The organism is Flavobacterium silvisoli (genome assembly GCF_004329815.1).
In the GTDB taxonomy this organism is placed as follows: Bacteria; Bacteroidota; Bacteroidia; order Flavobacteriales; family Flavobacteriaceae; genus Flavobacterium; species Flavobacterium silvisoli.
The window spans coordinates 31593-56041 of sequence record NZ_SJPE01000011.1 but is presented as its reverse complement, the minus strand read 5'-3'; the positions used below and the strand labels follow the sequence as shown (position 1 = coordinate 56041).

Annotated in this window: 21 protein-coding genes; 13 read left to right on the top strand and 8 right to left on the bottom strand. The window is 39.0% G+C overall.

What is annotated here, in order from left to right:
• Positions 1 to 32: 32 nt before the first annotated feature.
• The 5 genes from murQ to EZL74_RS09630 all read left to right on the top strand — a co-directional run bounded on the left by murQ (position 33) and on the right by EZL74_RS09630 (position 2938).
• Positions 33 to 845 carry an N-acetylmuramic acid 6-phosphate etherase gene (gene murQ, locus EZL74_RS09650; RefSeq protein WP_131476402.1) on the top strand — a complete coding sequence of 271 codons (813 nt, stop codon included), beginning with the start codon at positions 33 to 35 and terminating at the stop codon, positions 843 to 845.
• A gap of 40 nt (positions 846 to 885) precedes the next feature.
• Complete coding sequence (locus EZL74_RS09645; RefSeq protein WP_131476401.1) at positions 886 to 1113, top strand: DUF6095 family protein; 228 nt, start codon at positions 886 to 888, stop codon at positions 1111 to 1113.
• Positions 1103 to 1675, top strand: a complete 573-nt coding sequence (locus EZL74_RS09640) for a DUF1572 family protein (RefSeq protein WP_131476400.1) — start codon at positions 1103 to 1105, stop codon at positions 1673 to 1675. The genes EZL74_RS09645 and EZL74_RS09640 overlap by 11 nt, the downstream gene beginning before the upstream one ends.
• An 81-nt stretch (positions 1676 to 1756) precedes the next feature.
• A complete protein-coding gene (locus EZL74_RS09635; RefSeq protein WP_131476399.1) occupies positions 1757 to 2128 on the top strand; it encodes a DNA topoisomerase IV in 372 nt (123 codons plus the stop codon).
• A gap of 36 nt (positions 2129 to 2164) precedes the next feature.
• Positions 2165 to 2938 (top strand): TerC family protein, encoded by a 774-nt coding sequence (locus tag EZL74_RS09630; RefSeq protein ID WP_131476398.1) that lies wholly within the window; start codon positions 2165 to 2167, stop codon positions 2936 to 2938.
• Between the two features lie 132 nt (positions 2939 to 3070).
• Here the strand turns inward: EZL74_RS09630 and EZL74_RS09625 are convergent, their stop codons facing one another.
• Positions 3071 to 5776 carry a DNA gyrase/topoisomerase IV subunit A gene (locus EZL74_RS09625; RefSeq protein ID WP_131476397.1) on the bottom strand — a complete coding sequence of 902 codons (2706 nt, stop codon included), beginning with the start codon at positions 5774 to 5776 and terminating at the stop codon, positions 3071 to 3073.
• Between the two features lie 27 nt (positions 5777 to 5803).
• Positions 5804 to 7660, bottom strand: coding sequence for a DNA topoisomerase IV subunit B (locus tag EZL74_RS09620; protein WP_131476396.1), 1857 nt, complete (start codon positions 7658 to 7660; stop codon positions 5804 to 5806).
• 329 nt (positions 7661 to 7989) lie between these two features.
• Between EZL74_RS09620 and EZL74_RS09615 the strand changes: the two genes are divergently transcribed.
• Positions 7990 to 10680, top strand: a complete 2691-nt coding sequence (locus EZL74_RS09615; protein ID WP_131476395.1) for a PAS domain S-box protein — start codon at positions 7990 to 7992, stop codon at positions 10678 to 10680.
• A 3-nt stretch (positions 10681 to 10683) separates the two neighbouring features.
• Here the strand turns inward: EZL74_RS09615 and EZL74_RS09610 are convergent, their stop codons facing one another.
• The 4 genes from EZL74_RS09610 to EZL74_RS09595 form a co-directional block, all read right to left on the bottom strand.
• Entirely contained in the window at positions 10684 to 11070 is a 387-nt protein-coding gene (locus EZL74_RS09610) for a response regulator (RefSeq protein WP_131476394.1), read from the bottom strand.
• Complete coding sequence (locus EZL74_RS09605) at positions 11067 to 14624, bottom strand: PAS domain S-box protein (protein WP_240034583.1); 3558 nt, start codon at positions 14622 to 14624, stop codon at positions 11067 to 11069. Before EZL74_RS09605 ends, EZL74_RS09610 begins: the two co-directional genes overlap by 4 nt.
• Before the next feature lie 286 nt (positions 14625 to 14910).
• Complete coding sequence (gene ychF / locus EZL74_RS09600) at positions 14911 to 16005, bottom strand: redox-regulated ATPase YchF (RefSeq protein WP_131476392.1); 1095 nt, start codon at positions 16003 to 16005, stop codon at positions 14911 to 14913.
• Positions 16006 to 16152: 147 nt separating this feature from the next.
• A complete protein-coding gene (locus EZL74_RS09595; protein WP_131476391.1) occupies positions 16153 to 17319 on the bottom strand; it encodes a peptidase associated/transthyretin-like domain-containing protein in 1167 nt (388 codons plus the stop codon).
• Positions 17320 to 17519: 200 nt separating this feature from the next.
• Between EZL74_RS09595 and EZL74_RS09590 the strand changes: the two genes are divergently transcribed.
• Entirely contained in the window at positions 17520 to 18056 is a 537-nt protein-coding gene (locus EZL74_RS09590) for a hypothetical protein (protein ID WP_131476390.1), read from the top strand.
• Positions 18057 to 18116: 60 nt separating this feature from the next.
• Here EZL74_RS09590 and EZL74_RS09585 read toward each other — a convergent pair whose 3' ends face one another.
• Positions 18117 to 18467 carry a 4Fe-4S dicluster domain-containing protein gene (locus tag EZL74_RS09585; RefSeq protein WP_131476389.1) on the bottom strand — a complete coding sequence of 117 codons (351 nt, stop codon included), beginning with the start codon at positions 18465 to 18467 and terminating at the stop codon, positions 18117 to 18119.
• A gap of 62 nt (positions 18468 to 18529) precedes the next feature.
• Here EZL74_RS09585 and EZL74_RS09580 point away from each other — a divergent pair, with 62 nt between their 5' ends.
• From EZL74_RS09580 to EZL74_RS09560, 5 genes are all read left to right on the top strand, one after another.
• The gene (locus EZL74_RS09580; protein WP_131476388.1) at positions 18530 to 19594 is read left to right on the top strand and encodes an acyl-CoA reductase; all 1065 of its coding nucleotides are present in this window, start codon (positions 18530 to 18532) and stop codon (positions 19592 to 19594) included.
• A gap of 244 nt (positions 19595 to 19838) precedes the next feature.
• Entirely contained in the window at positions 19839 to 20933 is a 1095-nt protein-coding gene (gene serC / locus EZL74_RS09575; RefSeq protein WP_131476387.1) for a 3-phosphoserine/phosphohydroxythreonine transaminase, read from the top strand.
• A 127-nt stretch (positions 20934 to 21060) separates the two neighbouring features.
• Positions 21061 to 22023, top strand: coding sequence for a D-2-hydroxyacid dehydrogenase (locus EZL74_RS09570; protein WP_131476386.1), 963 nt, complete (start codon positions 21061 to 21063; stop codon positions 22021 to 22023).
• A gap of 112 nt (positions 22024 to 22135) precedes the next feature.
• Entirely contained in the window at positions 22136 to 22570 is a 435-nt protein-coding gene (locus EZL74_RS09565) for a DUF6146 family protein (protein WP_131476385.1), read from the top strand.
• Between the two features lie 31 nt (positions 22571 to 22601).
• Complete coding sequence (locus EZL74_RS09560; protein ID WP_131476384.1) at positions 22602 to 22922, top strand: DUF6787 family protein; 321 nt, start codon at positions 22602 to 22604, stop codon at positions 22920 to 22922.
• Between the two features lie 45 nt (positions 22923 to 22967).
• Here EZL74_RS09560 and folE read toward each other — a convergent pair whose 3' ends face one another.
• Positions 22968 to 23639, bottom strand: a complete 672-nt coding sequence (gene folE / locus EZL74_RS09555; protein WP_131476383.1) for a GTP cyclohydrolase I FolE — start codon at positions 23637 to 23639, stop codon at positions 22968 to 22970.
• 147 nt (positions 23640 to 23786) lie between these two features.
• Here folE and EZL74_RS09550 point away from each other — a divergent pair, with 147 nt between their 5' ends.
• On the top strand, positions 23787 to 24446 hold the full coding sequence (locus tag EZL74_RS09550; RefSeq protein ID WP_131476382.1) for an ABC transporter ATP-binding protein: 660 nt from the start codon (positions 23787 to 23789) through the stop codon (positions 24444 to 24446).
• Positions 24447 to 24449: the final 3 nt, after the last annotated feature.

Below are 24449 nucleotides of genomic sequence, written 5' to 3'. Positions count from 1 at the left end.
TTTGTAACTTTGGGACTTTGCAATGTAACGCTATGTCCTTTACCAAAACCACCGAGCAATCCTCGTATTACGACAGTCTCGAACACATGTCGGTTCACGACTTACTGACCCACATCAATAACGAAGACAAAACCGTGCCGCTGGCGGTAGAAAAAGCCCTACCACAAATCGAAGTTTTAGTATCGAAAGTGGTTGAGAAAATGAAACACGGCGGCCGTTTATTCTATATTGGCGCAGGAACCTCAGGAAGACTCGGCATTGTAGATGCTTCCGAATGTCCTCCTACCTTTGGCGTTCCTTTTGATTTGGTCAACGGCATCATAGCCGGAGGCGACAAAGCCATTCGCAGAGCGGTTGAAAACGCCGAAGACGACCAACAGCAAGCTTGGATTGATTTGCAGGAACACGGGATTACCGAAAATGATGTGGTAATCGGAATTGCTGCTTCAGGCACTACGCCTTATGTCATTGGCGGATTGGAAAAATGCAATGCCAACAACATCACAACCGGCTGTATTACTTGTAATGAGGGAAGCCCGTTAGCATTGACCGCGAAGTTTCCGGTGGTGGTGGTGGTGGGTCCCGAATTTGTTACCGGAAGTTCACGTATGAAAGCCGGCACCGCGCAAAAACTGGTACTCAACATGATTTCAACGGCAACCATGATACAATTAGGGCGGGTAAAAGGCAATAAAATGGTAGATATGCAACTTAGCAATGACAAACTTGTTGACCGTGGTGTAAGGATGATTATGGGTGAAATACCGGTAAGTTATGAAGAAGCCTCGGCTTTGCTGGCAAAACACGGCAGCGTACGAAAAGCGGTAGATAGTTACAGTCGTTAAATGATAAGATGAATAGATAATAGACAAATACAACTTAAATATGTCAGCTAACAAACAATTGCTCGATAAGGGAATCAAATTCATGCTTTATGCATTGCCCATGATGTTTATAGGTCCGAGCATTATTTATAATGCATTTATCAACAAACAAAATGTGTGGCATTACTTGGTTTTAGCAATAGGCATAGCCATTTGTCTGACAGCGGTTTATTTTATGTTTAAAGGAATCAAAACATTAACAGACGCACTTTTTAATCATGACAAATAACCATTACTTAGAAAGCGTAAAAAAGCAATTTCTCTACTATAAAACGTTGGGAGAAAAAGCCATAGCACAATTGGAACCCGAACAACTTTTTGTTTCGGTGAACGAAGACACCAATTCGATTGCCGTGATTGTACAACACCTCGTGGGGAATATGCTCTCGCGTTGGACGGACTTCTTAACCACCGACGGCGAAAAAGAATGGCGAAACCGCGATGGCGAATTTGAAGAGACGCTCAAAACCAAAGAAGAACTGATGGCGCTTTGGGACAAGGGCTGGACCTGTTTCTTTGATGCCATTACCCCACTAACGGAAGAACAATTGTCAAACATCATTTATATTCGCAACGAAGGCCACACCGTGATGGAAGCCATCAACCGACAATTGGCACATTATCCGTACCATATTGGGCAAATCGTATTTTATGCCAAAATGCTCAAGAAAACCGAATGGAATTCACTTTCGATTCCGAAAAACAAATCGAACAGTTATAATGCGGATAAATTTGCCAAAGAAAAAAGCATCAGGAATTTTACCGATGACGAACTCGAAAAACTGAAATAAAACTAGCCCCGATAGGAGCTGGCTACCATGTAGCGCGGATAGCGGGAAACAGCTCCTAATTATAAATACTGAAAAGCATCAATGAAAAAAATACTACTACTCTTGTTGGCTCTGCCATTGGTTTCCTGTTCTGATAAAGAACGCAACTGCAAGGATTTTAAAACCGGTACTTTTGAATTTACCCAAGTGATTGACGGTAAAAAGCTGACATCAACCTTTGTAAGAACCGATAGTTTACAAATTGAAACCTTTAACGGAAAAACGGATACGGCTACTGTGCGCTGGGTAAACGATTGTGAATTTGTACTGCGCAAACTACATCCTAAAACCATGAACGAACGTAAGGCTATCAGCATGACGATACTGTCTACCGACAAGAATAGCTACACTTTTGATTATTCTTTTGTAGGCGACAGTAAAAAACACCGCGGTACTGTAACAAAATTGAAATAATTGCGTTTAACCGCTAAACTAACTTAATTATAACCCATGGAAGTATTTTTAAATCCGGATGCCTGGATTGCCTTGTTAACCTTAACGTTCTTAGAAATTGTTTTAGGGATAGACAACATTATTTTTATCTCGATCGTAACCGGAAAATTACCGGAAGAAAACCGCAAAAAAGTCACGCAAATCGGGTTGTTTTTAGCCATGTTCATGCGTATCGGATTGCTGTTTGGCATCACCCTTTTAATTGCCATGAAAAAACCACTTTTCAGTTTTGACTGGGGCTGGTTTAGTGCCAATTTTACCGGACAAGCCTTAATTTTATTGTTAGGAGGTATCTTCCTAATTTATAAAAGCACCAAAGAAATTCACGAAAAAGTGGATCACAAAGGCGAAGAAGAGAAAGATTTGAAAACCTCAGCCACGAAATCCATCGGTAATGTGATTATGCAAATACTTCTGATTGATTTGATTTTCTCGGTCGATAGTATTTTAACCGCTGTGGGCATGACCAATGGTGTCGAAGGCGCGCTCACTATTATGATTTGCGCAGTGGTGATTTCGGTGGCCGTCATGATGTTGTTTGCCGTTCCGGTGGGTAATTTTGTCAATGCCAATCCATCGATTCAGGTTCTGGGCTTGGCCTTTTTAATCCTCATCGGATTCATGCTGATTACCGAAAGCATGCATTTATCTGAAGCATCTTTGGCCGGGCAACACGTAGGAACAGTGCCCAAAGGCTATTTATACTTTGCCATTGCTTTTTCATTGGCGGTGGAATTCATCAATATGAAAATGCGTAAAAAGAAACACTAAAATCAGGAGCGAATGGCTCGGGACATCCCTGCCGTCGTAATTCCTGCTGTACACTACAATAAAAAAGCCCCGAACACCGGGGGCTTTTTTATTTTCACTCCCATCAGGGCTAGATAGGATGGGTATTGATTTTTATTCTAATGACAGTGTGATTTGACCGTCATCATCTGTCTCGGTTTGAATGTCATCGGAAACATTATCTTCACCGGTTACTTCAACATCTTCGGGTTGTACTTCTTCCGGTTCTTCGTAAGGCAGTGGTTCCAACAAATTGACCTGTTTTAGTTTGTCAGTCGTTAATTGATTACCAATCGCCTTGATGCCTTTAATAGCAATAAATTGTTCTAAGTCAACCGTAATCGGGTCTTTTTGGACACCTTTCACTTTGGCAAAAACAATTTCCGCCATCGGTCGCCAATCAGTAGAAACAACTTCCAATTGTGATTTTTCGTGTTCGGTGATAAAGATTTCTTCTTTGTTTTCGTTTTCTACCAAGAAGCGTTTTACAAAATAGCGTTCTTTTTCACCGTCATAATAAATCGCGGAAATCGGTTTCTTCGGATGCCACTTTTCTAAAACAATCATGTCTTCATCAAAATGCGTCGTCAACTCAGGTATAATGGTTTTCAGTTTCCCCGATTGGTTGATGATAAGCAAACGATCATTCGGTCGGAACTCGCCCAGTAACTCCCCTCTTCCATCTACATTCAAACGCTGCACTGTATCATCAAACCAAACTTTACGCGGACGCAAAGTAGAAATTCCCTTTTCTTTTAATTCGATTTTCTTAATCGGATATTTGGTCACGGTATTCCCGCGGGAAGCTCTTCCTTTGATGGCAATATCTGAGAAATCAACATCCCATTTCAGCTTTTTAATACTGCCGATTTGGCGCAACAATATGGTAACCGTTTCCGCTTCTCCGTTAGGATTAGCCGAGAAATACAGTACCTGACTTCCGGCCTTTTCCTGTGTTAAATCGTAAAACTTGTCGCGGGTAATTCCGGAAACATTGAATCGTTTTATGAAAGCGGAACCGTTTTTACCGTCGCGGTAAATCATGTTGTAAATGGTGCGCTTATCGTTCTTATCAAACACCGCAATATGAATGATGTCTTTACCGACGAATTTTTTATCATCAACCTTAGATACCATCATTTTCCCATCGCGCAAGAATACAATTACATCATCAATATCCGAACAATCGGCCACATATTCGTCTTTCTTCAAACCGGTACCAAAAAAACCTTCTTCGCGGTTGACATACAGTTTGGTGTTACGAAGCACTACTTTGGTAGCTTCTATGTTGTCAAAACTTCTCAGTTCTGTCTGACGTTCGCGTCCTTTTCCGTATTTGTCTTTCAGTTTTTGGAAAAAGTCGATAGCAAAATCGATGATGTGATCTAAATGATGCTTCACTTGTTCCATATCGGCTTCCAACTTAGCAATGGCTTCATCGGCCTTATCCGAATCAAAACGCGTGATGCGAATCATCGGAATTTGGGTCAGCTTTTGCAAATCGTCGTCGTTAATTTCGCGCACAAATGACTTGACAAAAGGCTTAAAACGGTCGTACATATAGGTGTAAAGCGACTCTCTGTCGGAATACAACTTGAAATCGATGTACATTTCTTCGCGAATGAAAATTTTCTCTAAAGTGGAGAAATGCCATTTGTTTTCGAGTTCGTCCAATTGGATTTCCAACTCGCGTTTCAGCAAATCTACGGTACGATGTGTGGATATTTTCAACATATCGGAAACACCGATGAATCTGGGTTTGTGGTTTTCGATTACACAACCCAATGGGGCTACTGAAGTTTCACAGGCCGTAAACGCATACAACGCATCGATGGTTTTATCAGGAGATACACCCGGTGGCAGATGGATTAAGATTTCTACCTCGGCGGCGGTATTGTCTTCTATCTTTTTAACTTTAATTTTCCCTTTTTCGTTGGCTTTCAATATACTGTCAATCAAGGTTGACGTATTGGTAGAAAACGGAATTTGGGTAATGACTAAAGTCTGTTTATCCAGTTGATTGATTTTGGCACGAACACGAACACGGCCGCCACGCATCCCGTCGTTATACCCCGAAACATCAGCGATTCCGGCTGTTGGAAAATCGGGATAAAGGGTAAAAGGTTTATTTTTTAATACTTTAATCGAACAGTCAATCAGTTCATTAAAATTATGTGGCAACACTTTGGTTGATAATCCTACGGCAATTCCTTCGGCTCCTTGGGCTAACAAGAGCGGAAACTTAACCGGAAGATTTATCGGTTCGGCTTTTCTTCCGTCGTATGACAATCCCCATTCGGTTATTTTAGGCGAGTACAATACATCGTGACCAAATTTGGAAATTCGCGCTTCAATATAACGCGGAGCCGCAGCTGAATCACCTGTGAGTATATTTCCCCAGTTTCCCTGCATATCGATGATGAGGTCTTTTTGTCCTATCTGAACGATAGCATCACCAATACTGGCATCTCCGTGTGGGTGGTACTGCATAGTATGCCCTACTATATTCGCCACTTTGTTGTAACGACCATCATCCAGTTCTTTCATAGAGTGCATAATACGACGCTGTACAGGTTTGAATCCGTCTTCAATGGCCGGTACCGCTCGCTCCAGAATTACATAGGAAGCATAATCGAGAAACCAATCTTTGTACATTCCTGTAACCTTAGTAATGGTATCCTCCGGATTTTCGTCGTTTTCGTAAAAATGACTTCCGTTTGAAGGCCGGATTACGTCTTCAAAACCTTCATTGGCCGCGTCATCAAACGATTCGTTGTTTTCGTCTTCGTTCGGAATAATATCGTCTTCTTCGTCTTTCATGTAAGCTGAATGTTCAGTATGCTGTTCTTAATTTTTTTCGACTACGTCAAGTTCTACCTTCAAATTGTTGATGATAAAATCCTGTCTGTCCGGGGTATTTTTACCCATATAAAACTCGAGTAACGTTTCTATCGAGGTAGCTTTGTCTAACATTACCGGATCTAGGCGAATATCCTGTCCGATAAAATGCTTGAACTCGTCGGGTGATATTTCTCCTAATCCTTTGAATCGGGTAATTTCGGGTTTTGGTTTCAACTTTTCAATGGCATCAACCCGTTCTTGTTCAGAATAACAATAGATGGTTTCTTTCTTGTTGCGGACACGAAATAAAGGCGTTTGCAGGATGTACAAGTGTCCTTCTTTGATTAATTCGGGGAAAAACTGCAAAAAGAATGTAATCAACAACAATCGGATGTGCATTCCGTCAACATCGGCATCGGTAGCAATGACAATGTTGTTGTAACGCAGGTTGTCGTAATCCTCTTCAATGTCCAAAGCGGCCTGCAATAAGTTAAACTCTTCGTTTTCGTACACTATCTTTTTAGTCATACCGTAGGAGTTCAACGGTTTACCGCGCAAACTGAATACCGCCTGAGTATTTACATCCCTACTTTTGGTAATTGAACCCGAAGCCGAGTCTCCCTCGGTAATGAATAAAGTACTTTCTAAGCTTCTCGGATTTTTGGCGTCGGTTAAATGCACCCGGCAATCCCTTAACTTCTTGTTGTGCAGACTTGCTTTTTTAGCGCGGTCTTTGGCTAATTTCCGAATTCCGGACAACTCTTTACGCTCTCGTTCCGCCTGAAGAATTTTGCGTAACAGCAAGTCAGCAGTTTCAGGATTTTTATGTAAAAAATTATCGAGCTTAGTTTTGATAAAATCGTTGACAAATGTTCGTACCGACGGGCCTTTCGGACCAATCTCAGTTGAGCCCAATTTGGTTTTGGTTTGCGACTCAAACACCGGCTCTTCGACTTTTACCGAAATAGCCGAAACAATTGATTTTCTTATATCGGAAGCTTCAAAAGGTTTGTTGTAAAATTCTTTAATCGTTTTGACTATAGCCTCGCGGAAAGCCGCCAAATGTGTTCCACCTTGTGTAGTGTTTTGTCCGTTAACGAAAGAATGGTATTCTTCTGAATATTGCGATTTACTGTGGGTTAATGCTACTTCAATGTCATCACCCAACAAATGAATGATGGGATATTGCATATCCTCTTCGGCAATGGTTTCTTCTAATAAATCTTTTAATCCGTTGTTGGAAAAAAACTTTTCGCCGTTGTAATATATAGTCAATCCTGTGTTCAAATAACAATAGTTTTTGAGCATGCGGACTACATATTCATTACGGTATTTGTAGTTTTTGAAGATGGTTTCATCGGCTACAAAAGCAACTTTGGTTCCTTTGCGCTTGGTTGATTCCTGAATATCTTCCTCCATTGTTAAATTTCCGGCTGAAAATTCGGCAGCTTTTTGCTGATTGTCGCGAACCGATTCTACTCTGAAGAAATTGGACAAGGCATTTACCGCTTTGGTACCCACCCCGTTCAAACCTACCGATTTCTTAAATGCTTTGGAGTCGTATTTTCCTCCGGTATTCATTTTAGAAACTACATCAACTACTTTACCCAAGGGGATACCACGACCGTAATCGCGCACAGTCACCATTTTGTCTTTGATGGTAACCTCGATAACTTTTCCGGCGCCCATGACAAATTCATCGATACAGTTATCAATGACCTCTTTAAGCAAGATATAGATACCATCATCGGGCGACGACCCGTCTCCGAGTTTTCCGATATACATTCCGGGACGCATGCGAATGTGTTCTTTCCAATCGAGCGAGCGAATATTATCCTCGGTATATTGATTTTGTTCTGTCATTTTAAATAGTAACGATTTAAACTGGGTTGCGTTAGACCATTGTATTGGCAACAACCTCTGATGCGCTAATATAGTGGATTTACAAGGATTTTTGAAATCAAATCTGTCAAAGTTATTAAGAATGTTTTTGACAAAAAAACATTTTGTTTTAACCAAAAGGAATGGTTGTAAAAAAGTCAAGTTTCATTTTTTTTTCGTTATTTTGAAATGAAACAAAAATAAACCTTACCTCAACAAAAAATAGTTTTGATGTAAGCGATGATGAGTCAAATTTTGCAAAAAGTCGCAAATGAATTGATGTTCATCACCATCAACTTACAAGCCTACACATGAAAGACTTTCAACTCAATTTAGACGGAGACAGTTTGAACGAACTTTTTCCGTTTTACATTTTAATCGATGAGAACCTCATGATTGAGCGGGTGGGCAACAGCATACACAAACTTTTACCCGAATTAAAAGGACAATCATTTCCTGAACACTTCACTTTACTTAAACCGTTTATCGAAAAGATAACAAAGGAACATTTTGTTGATTTTTCTAACCAATCCATAGTTTTTGCAGCTAAAACAAACAGTGAAATTATATTTCGGGGACAAATCAGACCGCAAGACCGAGGGTTTCTTTTTGTTGGTTCTCCATGGCTTATTTCTATGAAAGAAACCACGCGCAAAAAACTCTCGCCTAATGATTTTGCCCCTCATGACCCCTTGCTGGATGTGCTGCATATTTTAAAAAATCAGGAAGCCAACAATACCGAATTGAAAGAGCTGGTCATTAAGGTAGATGAGCAAAGTAAGCAGTTAACAAAAGACAAAGAAGAGTTAAACAAACTCTCCTTGGTGGCCAGTGCCAATAAAAACGGTGTGGTTTTAACCGATACCGATGGAAAAATTTTGTGGGGCAATACCGCTTTTTTAAAAATTATTGAGAGTGATTTGAAAAAAACAGTAGGAGAAAATATTTTAAAAATCGGTCCAAGTAAATTATCTCAAAAATCTGAAATAGAAACTGTTATTGACGGATTTAAAAAAGGGATTTTGTTTGAATCGGAAAACGCTTATCAAAACAAAAACGGACAGCTCTCGTGGTACAAAACTACCAAACAACCCATCAGAAATGAAACGGGAGCCGTGATTTATTATTTTGCCATTTTAGAAGACGTCACCACCGAGAAAGAACGGGAAGAACAGTTGTTGCTCTTGTCTTCGATTGCGGAAACCAACAGCAACCCGATTTTTATTTCAGACAAAGACGGGAGAATTGACTGGGTAAATTCTAGTTTTCTGGAACTCACACAGTATTCCCTAGCTGAAATCATTGGCCAAAAACCCGAACTGTTACTTTACGGGTCGGGAACCGACCCGGAGATGATTCGTTATTTGGCGGAGCAAATGCGAGAAGGATTGCCGTTTGACGGTGAAATGATTTTCTACGATAAATTTCAAAAGAAATATTGGGTTCGCATCCAGGGGAAAGCCATCCGGGATGACAATGGCGATATTAAAAAATACTTTACCATTTTGGCCGATATTTCGTTTGAAAAAGAATTCAACCAACAATTAATTGAATCCAAAAACCGTTTGAATGCCATTATCGCCAATTTGCAAACCGGTATCATTTTGGAAGATGAAAACCAAAAAATACTTTTGGCCAACAAAAAATTCTGTGAACTTTTTGGCATCACTCCGGAACCTGATGCAATCAAAGGACTCGACAGCGGTTTGATGGCGCGCGGTACAACGAGTATTTTCAAAAACCAAAATCGTTATTTCAAACGCGTAGAAGAAATTCTCCAAAAGAAGGAAATGGTCATTGCCGAAGAAATTGAATTGACCGATGGCCGATTTTTTGAGCGGAGTTTTATCCCCATTGCCAATATCGACAACCAATACAGCGGCCACTTGTGGAGTTATGACGACATCACGATAAAGAAAAAATACAAAGAAAGCCTGGAGGCCGAAAAAGAAAAATACCGCAATATAATAGCCAACATGAATATGGGGCTACTCGAAATTGACACGAACAACGTCATACAATTGGCCAATCAGTCATTTTCTGATATGAGTGGTTATAGCATTCCGGAACTTATCGGGCAAAAAGTAGCGGAATTGTTCCGCCAAAATGAAGCATTAATTACAGAACAAAAAGGCGACAACACGGCTTCCTCCGAAGTAAAGGTAACTGTAAAATCGGGCGAAGAAAAATACTGGTTGGTCAGTGGAGCGGCGAATTATAACATGAACGGCGAATTGGCCGGAACCATTGGGATTCATTTGGACATAACCGAGCAAAAAAAATTGGCGCTTCAAAAAGAGGACTTATTGAAAAAGCTCGAGCGCCAAAATGAATATCTGAACGAATACGCTCAAGTCGTTTCTCATGACTTAAAATCGCCATTGAGGAGCATCCATACCTTAATTTCCTGGATTAAACAAGACAATGACAAAGAATTGAATTCGTTATCACAGGAATACATTAAATTGATTGAGAGCAAAGTCGAAAAGATGGACAGCCTTATTCAGGGTATCCTGACCTATTCAAAATTGGATGCCAGTAAAGAATTCAACGAGCTGGTCAACCTCAACGAAGTGGTGCAAAACTGCATTAATATCATCCACATCCCCGAAAATGTTACGGTAACCGTTAAAGACACTTTGCCTACCTTGGAAATTGACAGTTTCAGAATGCAACAACTGTTTCTAAATCTGCTCAGCAACGCAGTGAATTATATGGATAAAGAAAAGGGATGGGTGGAAATACGCTGTAGCGAAAGTGATACAGATTATCTGATTTCGATTCAGGATAACGGACAAGGAATTGACCCCAGATACCAGTCTAAGATTTTTGATCTTTTTCAATCGTTCGCCAAAGTAGAGAAATCGACCGGCATCGGGCTATCGATAGTCAAACGGATTATGGATTATTACAACGGCGATATTGAGTTGGAAAGTACTTTGGGCGTTGGGACAACGTTCTTCATCAGGCTACCGAAAAACCATCGAAAAGCATATCTCTAGCGTTTACCTAATATCCGCCAACATTTCAATCTTCAACGGCTTGTTAAAATATTTTTTCACCACACTATACTGCATCGCCCGCTCAATGTCATCTTTATTGTTGGATGAGGTCAGCATGGCTACAAAACACTGATTTTCGATCAGTTTCGGGAATTTGATAATTTCATTTAAAAACCCAAAACCATCCATCAAGGGCATGGCCACATCCAGGAAGATTAAATCCGGGAACTGTTCGAAATCATCCCGTATGGTTCTCAAATATTCTAAAGCTTCAATGGCGGAATTTTTGACCGTGATTTTTTCGGCAATCTCCGCTTTTGAAATGACGTGATGGGTAATAAAATTGTCGATATCATTGTCGTCTATGAGCAATATGTGTGTCGTTTTCATAACCTATCTTTTTTGATTGACTGTAACTGATTGGGAATCTCAATATAAAACGTTGTCCCTTCGGGCACTGTTGATGTTACTTTGATGGTTCCGTTCAATTTTTGAAGCGTTTCCTTCACAATATAAAGCCCTAAACCGGATCCTGTTGAGAGTATAGTAGAGCGATAAAACATATCAAATATTTTGTCTTTCTCGGTATCGGGTATGCCAATACCATTGTCTTCAATTGTTATTTTGGCCCACTGATCGTCGCAATCAAAAGTTACTTTGATGAAAGAAGTTTCCTTAGCAGTGTCACAGTATTTGTAGGCGTTAGATAAAATATTATTCAAAATGACCGTCAAACGCTTCGCATCGGAAACAAACTTGCTTTTACTATTGTCCTGCACGATAAAGTCAATAGCTCTGTGGGTTTGTGAATATAAGAAATTCGCATGGATATCGTATATCAAATTTTTAAAATCAATTTCGTTGCTTTCCAACTCCAAACGGGCATTGCGCGAATAATTGAGTATGTCTTCGATAAAATTATCCAGTTTGGTCACACTTCTGTTTAACATTTCAAAACGTTCGGTCAACATAGTTTTATCACAATCAGCCGATTCTTCCAACTCATTTTTGGTAATATCAATCAGTCCCAGCATTGATTTTAGCGGCGCCCGTAAATCGTGGGAAGCACTATACACAAACCGATCCAACTCAGAATTGGTCTTTTTCAATTCTTCATTGTAATGAATCAAATCGTCTTCAAATTTTTTGCGTTCTGAGATGTCGCGCATGATTTTGGAAGCCCCTATAATTTGACCGGTAGCATCTTTGATAGGTGAAATGGTCAAGGAAACGTATATAATCTCTCCGTTTTTTTTCCTTCGTTGCGTTTCGTAATGATCTATGGAACTTCCTTTTTGTATTTGATTTAAAATTTCCAACTCCTCGCCTTTTAAGAAATCGGGAATTAGCATCGCAATAGAATTGCCAATGGTGTCTTGAGCGGCATACCCAAGTAATCGTTCAGCACCTTTGTTCCAGGAAATGATAGTTCCTTCTAACGATTCACTGATAATCGCATCATCAGAAGTATTGACTATCGAAACCATGTATGCCTGTTGCTCTTCGAGTATTTTACGATTGGTAATATCGCGGTAGTTGATGATAATGGACCGGATGTTTTTATTATCTAATAAATTAAGTGCCGTTCCCTCTACCCAAATTATCTTACCCGATTTGTGAATTACCCTGAATTGGTTATTAATCGGTTCGTTAGGAGCCCGGAGTACTTGAGTCAAAAACGCTTTGGCAATTTCCAAATCCTCTGGATACACAAAATCAAAAATAGATCGCGAAGCAACATCCTCGTAGCGATACCCGGATATCTGTTCGGCCGAAGGACTGTGAAACGTTATCCGCAATTGTTCATCAACCAGTACAATGGCATCACTTATGTTTTCGGTAAGTGCGCGGTATTTCTCTTCACTCTGCATGAGTTGTTCTTCGGCTTTTTTGCGCTCCGTAATATCGGTGGCAAATATCAATATGTGTGTGACCTCATCGTTAGTTTTCAGAGGAACCAAGCGGGAACGCACCCAGCGCCCTTGCGTCAGAGTATTTTCTATTTCCTTCTTTTCGCCGGTTTTAAAACAGGCTTCCAATGTGCGTCTGACCAACTCCCGACTTTCTTCCGGCAAAACCGCTATACAATCGGCTCCCACCAACTCTTCTTTCGATTTGCCTTCCGGATTTCCACGGTTGATGGCTTCTATTTTATAAAACTTATTGATGTACAAAATGATATCGGGCGAGTTTTCAAATTGGTTTTTGAACAACTCTGTGGCTTTTTTTCGTTCGGTGATGACTTCGGTAAAAAACAGCAATCCGCCGACTTCCCCATTAGCCTTGTACCACGGGTGAATTTCCCATCGCAACCAATCGACACTGCCATCGGCTCTGATAAAAGTATCCTCATCTTTCTTTTCACTAAATCCCTTAAGACAGTGTTGGTGAATGCGTTTCCATTCGTCTCCGATTTCGGGAAACACTTCATAATGCGACTTACCGATTATCTCCTGATTCGAAAGGTTGTAATCGGTTATCCAGCGTTTACTGGTAACAATATATTTTAAATCTTGGTCTAACATTGCCAAGGAAGCCGGACTATGTTCAATAAACAATTGCAGCTGCGCTTCACGTTCGGCCAAACGTTCTTCGGCTTTTACTTTCTCAGTAACATCATTGGCCAATGACAATATGGCTTTTCGGTGGTTGTACACGATTTTGTGCGAGGCAATTTCCATGAGCATCTCTTCGCCATTTTTTTTATAATGACGCCAATATCTTTTGGTAATTGGTTCATCATTGTACTGCATGAACCGAGCAAACTCTTTTATCCTTTCATATTCCTCTTTTGGGCGGTAATCCAATACCGTCATTTTTTGCCACTCTTCTTTACTGTATCCATACTTTTGCAGCACATTATCGTTGATTTCAAGAATTTTGAGCGTTTCCAAATCCCAAATGATAATATAGGCCGGACTGTTGTTAAATAAATAACGGTACTTGGCTTCGGACTCTTTTATTGCGAGTTCATTTTTATTTCGCTCAGTGATATCACGAATGATTGAAAAAAAGCCTCTTCCTTCCATTACTCTGTTTGTAATTTCGGTTTCAATATAGCTTCCGTCTTTACGTTTTACTTTGCGATACAATAAGGCAATCCTATTTTTTCTTGCTTTGGTTATATCTACCTTTTGCTTTTTAACATCTTCTGAAGCAATCAAATCGGAAATTTGCATCTTGAGCAATTCCTCTCTGTCGTACCCTAAAAGAGTACATGCCAATTCGTTAACATCAATGATTTCGGTATCCTGATTGAGTATTAAAATGGCTTCACCGGCATACTCTATAAGGTTGCGGTAATTGTCTTCTGTGAGATGCAGCTTTGCTCTTCCAAGATTGAAGCTATTGATAATCCGCGCATTTTTTCTGATAATGTAATATGAAAAAGGAAGTGCCAGTACTAAAACAATAAATAACGTCCAATAAAACAATTGCACATAACTGCCGTATACTTTGGAATTGTCGCGATAAATCCTTTTTCCGACTTGAACTTGTAATTTGAGGAGATTACTGACTTCATCCTCTAAAGTATAGAGATTCCTTTTTAATTCGCTGTTCACAAGGTTCGTCAGAGCTACTTTGTCTTGTTTTTGAAGTGTAACCTGCAACTTATCAATTATCTGAGACGATTTGTTCAGCAAAGGGGTTATCTTGACCACCATTTGCCTTTCCTGTGGCGTAAGCGACGTACGCGAGTAATTTTTCCAGTTAGCAGTAATACTGTCCTGAGCCGATTCAATGATATTCAATGATTCTTTAAAAGAAATCTCTCCTTGATCTGTTTGATGAGCGGTAGCGATTACGACCGATGTAAAATAACGAACATCCCCCAATTGATCCATCGGAATCATTCGGTCATTGAATAATTCTTTTGAACTTTTATTCAAAACCCGAATTTCAACGACAGCATAAATTCCGATGCCAATGATTAAACAAGACAAAACCAAAACCAACAAGGACAGTTCTAACGATGCTTTTGCCTTATTAACCATAAAAAATAAAAGAGATAACGTAAATGCTCATGACCCAACCTAATGACCCAGGTTACTCACAAATGTAATTAAAACTTTAACATATTTTAACAAAAAAATCAATTTAAATTCAATCTGCAAAAGATGTTAAAATCACCTGAAAAAGAATGAATTCGCAGTTAATTTGTAACTAAAACAAAAAAAGTTGCCGGTGAACCCAACAACTTTTTTCTATAAAAACTTTATATTTTAAGGACTAAACGTTGAAACGGAAATGCATGATGTCCCCATCTTTTACTATGTAGTCTTTGCCTTCTACTCTCAGTTTACCGGCTTCTTTTACTTTGGCTTCTGAACCGTAGTACGCAAAATCTTCATAGGCAATCACTTCGGCACGGATGAATCCTTTCTCAAAATCGGTATGAATCACACCGGCTGCTTTCGGTGCGGTATCCCCAATATTGATGGTCCAGGCGCGTACTTCTTTAACACCGGCCGTGAAATACGTTTGTTGTTTCAATAGTTTATAAGCGGCACGAATCAATACGGAACTTCCCGGTTCTTTTAACCCTAAATCCTCCAAAAACATTTGACGTTCTTCATAAGTTTCCAATTCGGTGATATCGGCTTCGGTTCCTACGGCCAAAACGATAACTTCAGCATTTTCATCTTTTACCAATTCGCGTACTTGATCGACATATTGGTTTCCGGTGGCCGCCGATTCTTCATCCACATTACACACATACAAAACCGGCTTGGTGGTAATCAACTGAAAATCTTCCATCAAGGCTTCTTCATCGGCATTTTGAGGCACCACCGTACGGGCTGATTTGGCCTGTAATAGCGCTTCACGGATTCGGTCTAAGAATGCTTTTTCAACCTGAGCTTCCTTGTTTCCGGTTTTGGCGGCACGATTGACTTTTTCCAAACGTTTTTCCACCGTTTCCAAGTCTTTTAGCTGTAATTCTATGTCGATGGTTTCTTTATCGCGAATGGGATTAACACTGCCGTCAACGTGGACAATGTTATCGTTGTCAAAACAACGCAGTACGTGGATGATGGCATTGCACTCTCTGATGTTGGCCAAAAACTGATTCCCCAATCCTTCGCCTTTGCTGGCGCCTTTGACCAATCCGGCAATATCAACAATATCAACGGTAGCCATCTGAACGCGCTCCGGTTTAACCAATTCTTCCAGTTTATTGATTCTCGGATCGGGAACGTTTACCACTCCGATATTCGGCTCAATGGTACAAAACGGAAAGTTGGCGCTTTGTGCTTTGGCATTTGACAAACAATTAAATAACGTTGATTTCCCCACATTAGGCAATCCTACAATTCCTGCTTTCATAGTTTTGAATATTTTAGCTGTTGAGCCGATTATTGTTGTACCGACAAACAGTCATTTTATTTTTAAAAAGTGTGCAAATATAACGGAATAAAACCAAGTTACAAATACTGGTAAACAGGAGTTTTTGAAAAAGGAAAAGACAATTTTCTATTGGCGATCGGCCATTTTCAGAACAATTTGCTGTTCCTCATCAGTAGCCGTTAAGCCTGATACATCCCAATAGCTGGAGAGTATTACATTTTTTTTGTTGTAAAGGGTTTTATCTTTAAAAACCTCACTGTCTTTATAACTAAAATTGTGGTTGCTGAAACTGGTGGTGACGAAATAATTGCGGACCTCTATCTCAGTTTTTTTATTTTTTTCAATACGTTCAAAACCAATTTCTTCCTTAGAACTAACTAAATAATAATTTTCATTTTCAATACGGTAAATAGTTTTGAAAATCGACTTGTATATGTTCTTGGAACCGACACTTGTTTTTTCTTTTACATTGGCAAAAGACAACGGTGAAATAGCCGAGCTTACTTCAACTATTATCTTTTTTTTACTGTCATAAATAATTTTAAAATCATCCCGAAGCTCCCCATCCGTATCTACGGGAGTAACCAACATAACATTATAATCCGAATTTGTTGTATATCCTTTGATGATGAAGTCGTATTTCTTCTTGGCATTGGGTTCTAAAATAGGATCCAAGTATTTGAAATTATAATAATTCTGCATGATATCGTTGAGATTATATCCCAACACATCAGAAGTAATCTCTTCATTAATCAATCCGAAAGAACGATTTTGTTCTACCAAAATATCGCTTTTAAAATTTTTATCATGACCAAAGAGTTGAAAATTCATCAAGCCGTCATTATAGTAAGTGTAGTCGCCGTTCATTTTAAAAAACTCTCTGCTGTATACTTTGAGCCGGGCCGGCACCGTTAACTTTTTTACCGAATTACCCACCAAAGTTTTCAGGATTTTCTGCGGATGTTGTTTAGTAACTATAATCTCATCTAGGTCATTAACATTACTTTTCAGATAAATGACGTTATCGGTTTTCACCAAAGCTGAGGAACGAACAGTTACACCAATATAAGAAGAATGCGTAACTTGTATATTAGACGAACCTGTTAACAGAAAGGTGACATTTCCTTCTGAATTGCTCAAAAAGGTTTGCTTTGTTTTCAATACATAAATGGTAGCATCTTCAATAGGGAGGTTGGTTTCAGCATCTTTTAAAGTAATCGATTTTTCACCGTTCTGAGCCAAAACGGTAAAACTAAAAAACAAAGAAAAGAATAACAGTACTGTTCTCTTCATACGCCTGCAATTTCAACAAATCTACTAAAAGTTGTGGCAAAATAAGCATTCGCATTTTTTATTTTATCAATAATCGATTGTTGAAAATGAAGCCATTACTGTTTAGTGAAGATTTTGTAACAATTGAAAGAAATACTGTAACGAAGCCTACATTGTACGACTGTACATTTGTGATGTATTAATCTTTAAAATCAATGATTATGAAACGTTTTTTGTTAAGTTCGTTAGTCATGTTATCGTCATTGAACGGTATCGCTCAGAATACCAATACCAAATCAGAAGTTAAAACGGTGATCACTACCATTAAAGACTCAGCAGGAGAGAAAAAAATTGTAAAATCAGAAGAAACCAAAGAAATCCAAAACATTGAATTAGAAGAAGCTAAACCCAATACTTTAAACATTCCGATGAAGGATAGCCCGGTGGCTGTGACAACAAAAACCAAAGTGATGGTAGATGGTGTAATTAAATCGGAAGAAGTAAATCATTCCGCCTACTATTACATGAACGGCAACAAATACCAAATCGTTTCCGATAAAACCGGATATACTATGACAACTCCCAACGGAAAGGACTTGTCACTTTTGCGAAAAACTTCCAATAACAATTATATTTTCAAAAACAAGGATAAATTCTCTGTGGGGTATTTTGATACAGAAGGCAATCTCGTTTTGGAGACTTATGACGAAAAAACAGACTCGGTAATTCTTGAGAAATATACTGTTGTGAAGCCTTAATATATTTCATGTTTTGTTTTGTAAAAAAGCCCAAGCAACTTTCTATTACTTGGGCTTTTTTTATTCATTGTGTAAAAAGGATTGTCGGTTGAGGAGCGTTTCTTCGCTCTCCACGTGATTATCATCCGGAATACAACAATCTACCGGACAAACCGCAGCACATTGTGGTTCTTCATGAAATCCTTTACATTCGGTACATTTACTCGGAACGATATAGTATATATCATCTGAAATTGGAGTTTGAGCAGCATCTGCATCTACTTCGGTACCATCAGGTAAAATAACTTTACCGCGTAATTTGGTTCCGTCTTTATAGCGCCAATCATCGGCACCTTCGTAAATAGCTGTATTTGGGCATTCCGGTTCGCACGCACCGCAATTGATACATTCGTCTGTTATTATGATTGCCATAGCTTATTTTTAATTAATTTTGCGCAAAATTACAATCAAAACCATTCATAAACAAGCTACATATGGTACAAATCGATAAAAAAAAATGTTTTGTAGAATTAGGAAGGTTTTTAAGCCAATTTTCATTGGATAACAATGAAAAAAACGAAACCGTACTGCACAACGATTTGTATTATGATTCTTTTGTTGATTTAATTCACTTATCACAATCACACAACGGATGGTTTACTCCGGAGCAGGTTTACTTTGCCATACAATCCTGGGCCGAAGCTTTACAGGAAGACAATTTAAATCAATGGCTTTCCGGATATAATTTCTCTGATGTAAAACCTAAGACCGTTGGATTGATCCTGGCCGGAAATATTCCGTTAGTGGGGTTTCATGATTTTCTTTCGGTATTAATTTCCGGGCATAAGGTTTTGGTGAAAACGTCTTCTAATGACCAACACCTGATTAAGTTTTTGGCCAAATATCTAATTGCCGTCAATTCGGAAATTGAGAATTTCATCACCTTTACCGAGGGCAAACTCGAAAATTTTGATGCGGTAATCGCCACCGGAAGCAATAATACAGCACGTTATTTTGAATTTTATTTCAAAGACAAACCCAATATCATTCGCAAAAACAGAAATTCGGTTGCCGTATTAACCGGAAAAGAAAGCCATGCCGATTTGGTAAATTTAGGAGAAGATATTTTCCGTTACTTCGGTTTGGGATGTCGCAACGTTTCTAAACTTTTTGTGCCGAAAGCGTACGATTTTCAACCGTTTTTTCAGGCGATTTATGAGTACAGAGATGTCATTTTCTACGAAAAATATTCTAACAACTATGATTACAACAAAGCGGTTTTCCTGATGAGTAACTTTAAACTACTCGACAACGAATTCCTGACGCTCAAAGAGGACAACAGCTATGCCTCTCCTATTTCATCGGTGTTCTATGAGTTTTATGATAACCTTGAAGAATTGCAACTTCGTCTGAAAAACGAGGCCGATCAAATTCAGTGTATCGTTTCCGGAGGAGCAATCGAAAACTCTATTCCGTTTGGACAAACACAAAAACCAAAACTTTGGAATTATGCTGATAATGTGGACACCTTAGCTTTTTTAACATCTTTGAATAACTAATTAAGAAAGAAAATCGGATAAACAATAATTAGAATTGAACTAAAGTTCTTCAATCTGAAGCCTAGCGGGCTTTTATTAGTTTCCTTCATACAGTTCAACCTTCGGTCTTGGGTCAGTTTTTTAATTTCAAATATTATAAACTATAACGTTTTCGTTGATAACATGAGGTCATTACCGGTGAATTGAGATAACGGTTTTAATTGCAGTTTCCGAAATTTGCCTCTTCATTTTTCAATCACCTATCATGAAAAAACACAACTTTAGCGCCGGACCATGCATCTTGCCACAAGAAGTATTTGAAAAATCAGCGCAATCCGTTTTAAATTTCAATCATTCTGATTTATCTATTTTAGAAATTTCGCATCGCAGTAAAGATTTTGTTGCTGTGATGGAAGAAGTTCGTGCCTTGGTTTTGGAATTTTTAGGATTAGAAGGTAAAGGATATCAAGCTTTGTTTTTACAGGGTGGTGCCAGTTTAGAATTTTTAAGGGTTCCGTATAACTTACTGAACGTTGACGGCAAAGCTGCATATTTAGACACCGGTACTTGGGCAAACAACGCTATCAAAGAAGCTAAATTGTTTGGTGAAACAGTGATAGTGGCTTCTTCTAAAGAAGAAAATTACAACCACATTCCAACGAATTACACGATTCCGGAAGATGCCAGTTATTTTCACTGTACGAGCAACAATACCATTTTCGGAACCCAAATGAAATCGTTTCCTAAAACGGCGGTTCCCATCGTGTGTGATATGAGTTCGGATATATTTTCGAGAACGCTCGATTTTTCACAATTTGATTTGATTTATGCCGGAGCTCAAAAAAATATGGGCGCTGCGGGAACGACTTTGGTGGTGGTAAAAGAATCTATTTTAGGCAAATCGGGCAGAGCCATTCCAAGTATATTGGATTATCAAAAACACATTAAAGCTGAAAGCATGTACAATACTCCGGCGGTTTTTGCTGTTTATACCTGTCTTTTAACTTTGCAATGGTTGAAAAAACAAGGCGGAATAGCGGGAATTGAAAAAATAAATGAAGCCAAAGCCAGTTTACTATACAACGAAATTGACCGCAATACGATGTTCAGAGGAACTGCAGTCAAAGCAGACCGAAGCATCATGAATGCCACTTTCTTACTCGAAAATCCTGAGCTCCAGGAATCGTTTGACAAAATGTGGAAAGAAGCCGGAATCTCGGGGTTAACGGGTCATCGCTCTGTGGGCGGATATCGTGCTTCGATGTATAATGCTTTACCATTGGAAAGTGTTCAGGTGTTGGTAGATGTGATGAAAGAGTTTGAAACTTTGTACAGCACTCAATCACAACTAGCCGAATAACCTAGCCCGGATTGCAGTGGAAATCCTCGAAGAGATTGTAAAGGAAAGCCGGAAACAGCTCCTAAAAAAAAATAAAACAATAATATTGAACAGCATCGGAAGATGTTGGGACAAATTCAGCATAAAAATGAAAGTATTAGCAAACGACGGAATTTCAAAAAGCGGCATCGAAGCCTTAGAAAAAGGAGGTTTTGAAGTCATTACTACCAAAGTGGCTCAGGAACAAGTGGCCAACTACATCAATACGCACAATATTGCGGTACTTTTGGTAAGAAGTGCAACCAAAGTGCGTAAAGATATCATAGATGCCTGCCCCGGATTGAAAATCATAGGCCGTGGTGGTGTGGGCATGGATAATATTGATGTGGATTATGCCCGCAGTAAAGGATTGCACGTGATCAATACTCCGGCATCTTCCTCGGAAAGTGTGGCCGAATTAGTGTTTGCTCATTTGTTTACCGGAGTTCGTTTTCTGCACGATTCCAACAGAAATATGCCTTTGGAAGGTGACACCAACTTTGACGGTTTGAAGAAAGCCTATGCCAACGGAATTGAGTTACGCGGCAAAACATTAGGAATTATCGGTTTTGGCAGAATAGGTCAAGCGGTAGCCAAAATGGCTTTGGGATTGGGCATGAAAGTAATAGCGGCCGATAAGTATGTGGATAAAGCCGACGTGAAAGTAGATTTCTACAACGGGCAATTCATCAATGTAGAATTTGAAACCGAGCCTCTAGAAGATGTGTTGAAACATGCTGATTTCATTACGCTTCATGTTCCGGCACAAGAAGGATATGTGATTGGAAAGGAAGAGTTCGAATTGATGAAAAATGATGTAGGAATTGTGAACTGTGCCCGTGGTGGTGTGATAGACGAAGTAGCTCTGGTAGAAGCCTTAGACAACGAAAAAGTGCTGTTTGCCGGTTTGGATGTTTTTGAAAACGAACCTACACCCGAGATTCAAATTCTGATGCATCCCAAAATTTCACTGACCCCTCACATAGGAGCAGCTACGTTAGAAGCTCAGGATCGTATAGGAACTGAATTAGCCGAACAGATTATCAGTTTATTAAAAGTAGAGAATGCATAATTCATTCTCAACGTCGTATATCTGAAAACCACACCCAGAGCGTGGTTTTTTATTTGTTAAAATTGCTGCAGGAGGCTAGGTTTTTTAGTAATTTTATACAAAATAATAAGTCATGAAAAAGATTGCTTGGTCACTCCTGCTTATTGTTGCCTTAGCCGCTTGTCATTTTGATAAAAACATTACAGAAAAGGCTAATAAACCGGACAAACCCAAAAGTTCGGACACTATTCGTATTGCTAATGATGCTTTGGAATATGAAGTGATTATAATTGATCCGGGGTTTAACGGTTGGTTGGCAGGAAGAGCCAAGCCCCGAGGATACTACTCAGAAACCTATCTGGAAAGCCGGAATCAGATTTATGTAAACGAATGGAACAGCAGAGCTATGCAGCCGCAGCGGTACAACCCCAACTTGTATGAAATGCAGATTAATTACGACCCGAATATTCATTATGGCTACGAGGTAAATTATTTGATTTATAATTACTTCATTTATTTCCAAATAACCTACAAACAACAATTGGCGGGATTTGTGCCCAGACCATAAATTGCTTAGATTTGTGACAGTTTAATGATTTATGGCAAACTTTAAAGAACGTTGGAATATCAAATCGAATTGGCAGATGGCAGTCATCATAATAGTGTTTGCCTTTACCGGTTCTACAGCGGCCTATCTTTCTAAACCGATATTGGCTTTGTTTGGCATAGTCAAAGGAAGTATTTCCGGCTGGATTTACTATCCGCTTTACATCCTCCTTATTTTTCCTGTTTATCAGGTTTTATTGGTTAGCTACGGATTTTTATTCGGACAATTTACGTTCTTCTGGGCTTTCGAAAAGAAGCTTTTGAAAAGTTGCGGGCTCGGGTTCCTATTCTCCAAAAAAGAAAATCCCGAATAAATTCGGGACTTTCCAACCAAAAATATATAAACGTAACTAAAACTCTTATTTTTCCTGCTGAATTAAGTTAAAGAAATCGTTTCGGTTTTCCTTTTCGTTAAAAATACCGCCGTATTGGATGGTTGAAGTATAACTGCTCTCATCCTTTATTCCTCTGCTGGAAACACACAAATGCTTGGCTTCCATAACCAAAATCACATTTTCGGTTTGCAGTACGGTTTTCAGTTCGTTAAAAATTTGCATCACCAAACGTTCCTGAACTTGAGGTCTTCGGGCGTAATAATCCACTATTCTATTTAATTTGGATAAACCTATTACCTTACCACTGGATACATAACCAATGTGGGCCTTACCGATGATAGGTAGAAAATGATGTTCACAAGTTGAATTAAAACTAATATTGGCTTCAACCAGCATTTTATCGTACTGATAGGAATTTTCAAAAACCGAAATCTTTGGTTTATTGGCCGGGTTAAGTCCGGAGAAAATTTCCTGAATAAACATTTTGGCTACTCGGTGAGGTGTTCCTTTTAAGCTGTCATCGGTCATATCCAACCCCATTTCTTCCATGATGTTGTAAAAATGGTTTTCTATACTCAACATTTTTTCCTCGTCCGATTTAATAAAAGCATCCGGTCTGAGTGGCGTTTCCGCAGAAGTCATTTGATGATTGTCGCCTATCAATTCAAATAATTCTTTTTCAATGGTAGTGTTCATAAGAATTAATTTTTGTTTAACAAATATAACTATAAATTAAACAAAATATTTTAATTAACATAAATTTATAAACTATCCAACCATAAATAAATCCTATTCACGCCGATAAAAGAAAATACTTTGTTACTTTGTGAAAAATTGAATCGAATGATAATTGCCAAAAACATTCATAAATATTACGATACTTTACACGTTTTAAAAGGCGTTGATTTGCACATAAAAAAAGGTGAAATTGTTTCTATAGTTGGGGCTTCTGGTGCCGGAAAAACTACCTTACTTCAGATCTTGGGAACGTTGGATACCGCCTCAAAATCAGCAGAAACTTCGTTGGAAATTAATGGCGAAAGTGTATTGAAAATGAATGACAAAGCACTGTCAAAATTCAGGAATCTGCACTTGGGATTCATCTTTCAGTTTCATCAGCTATTGCCCGAATTTACTGCTCTGGAAAACGTGTGCATTCCCGCTTTCATAGCCGGAAAAGATAAAAAAGAAACCGAAACGGAAGCCAACAGGCTACTCAGCTATTTGGGATTGGCCGAAAGAAGCCACCATAAACCCGCTGAACTTTCGGGCGGTGAACAACAACGTGTGGCTGTTGCCAGAGCTTTAATCAACAAACCAGCCGTTATTTTTGCCGATGAGCCTTCGGGAAATTTAGACACCGCTTCAGCCGAAAATCTGCATCAATTATTTTTTAAGCTTCGTGAAGAATTTGGACAAACTTTTGTCATCGTGACGCACAATGAAGAATTAGCCAATATGGCCGATAGAAAATTAGTCATGAAAGACGGCTTAATCATGTAAAAT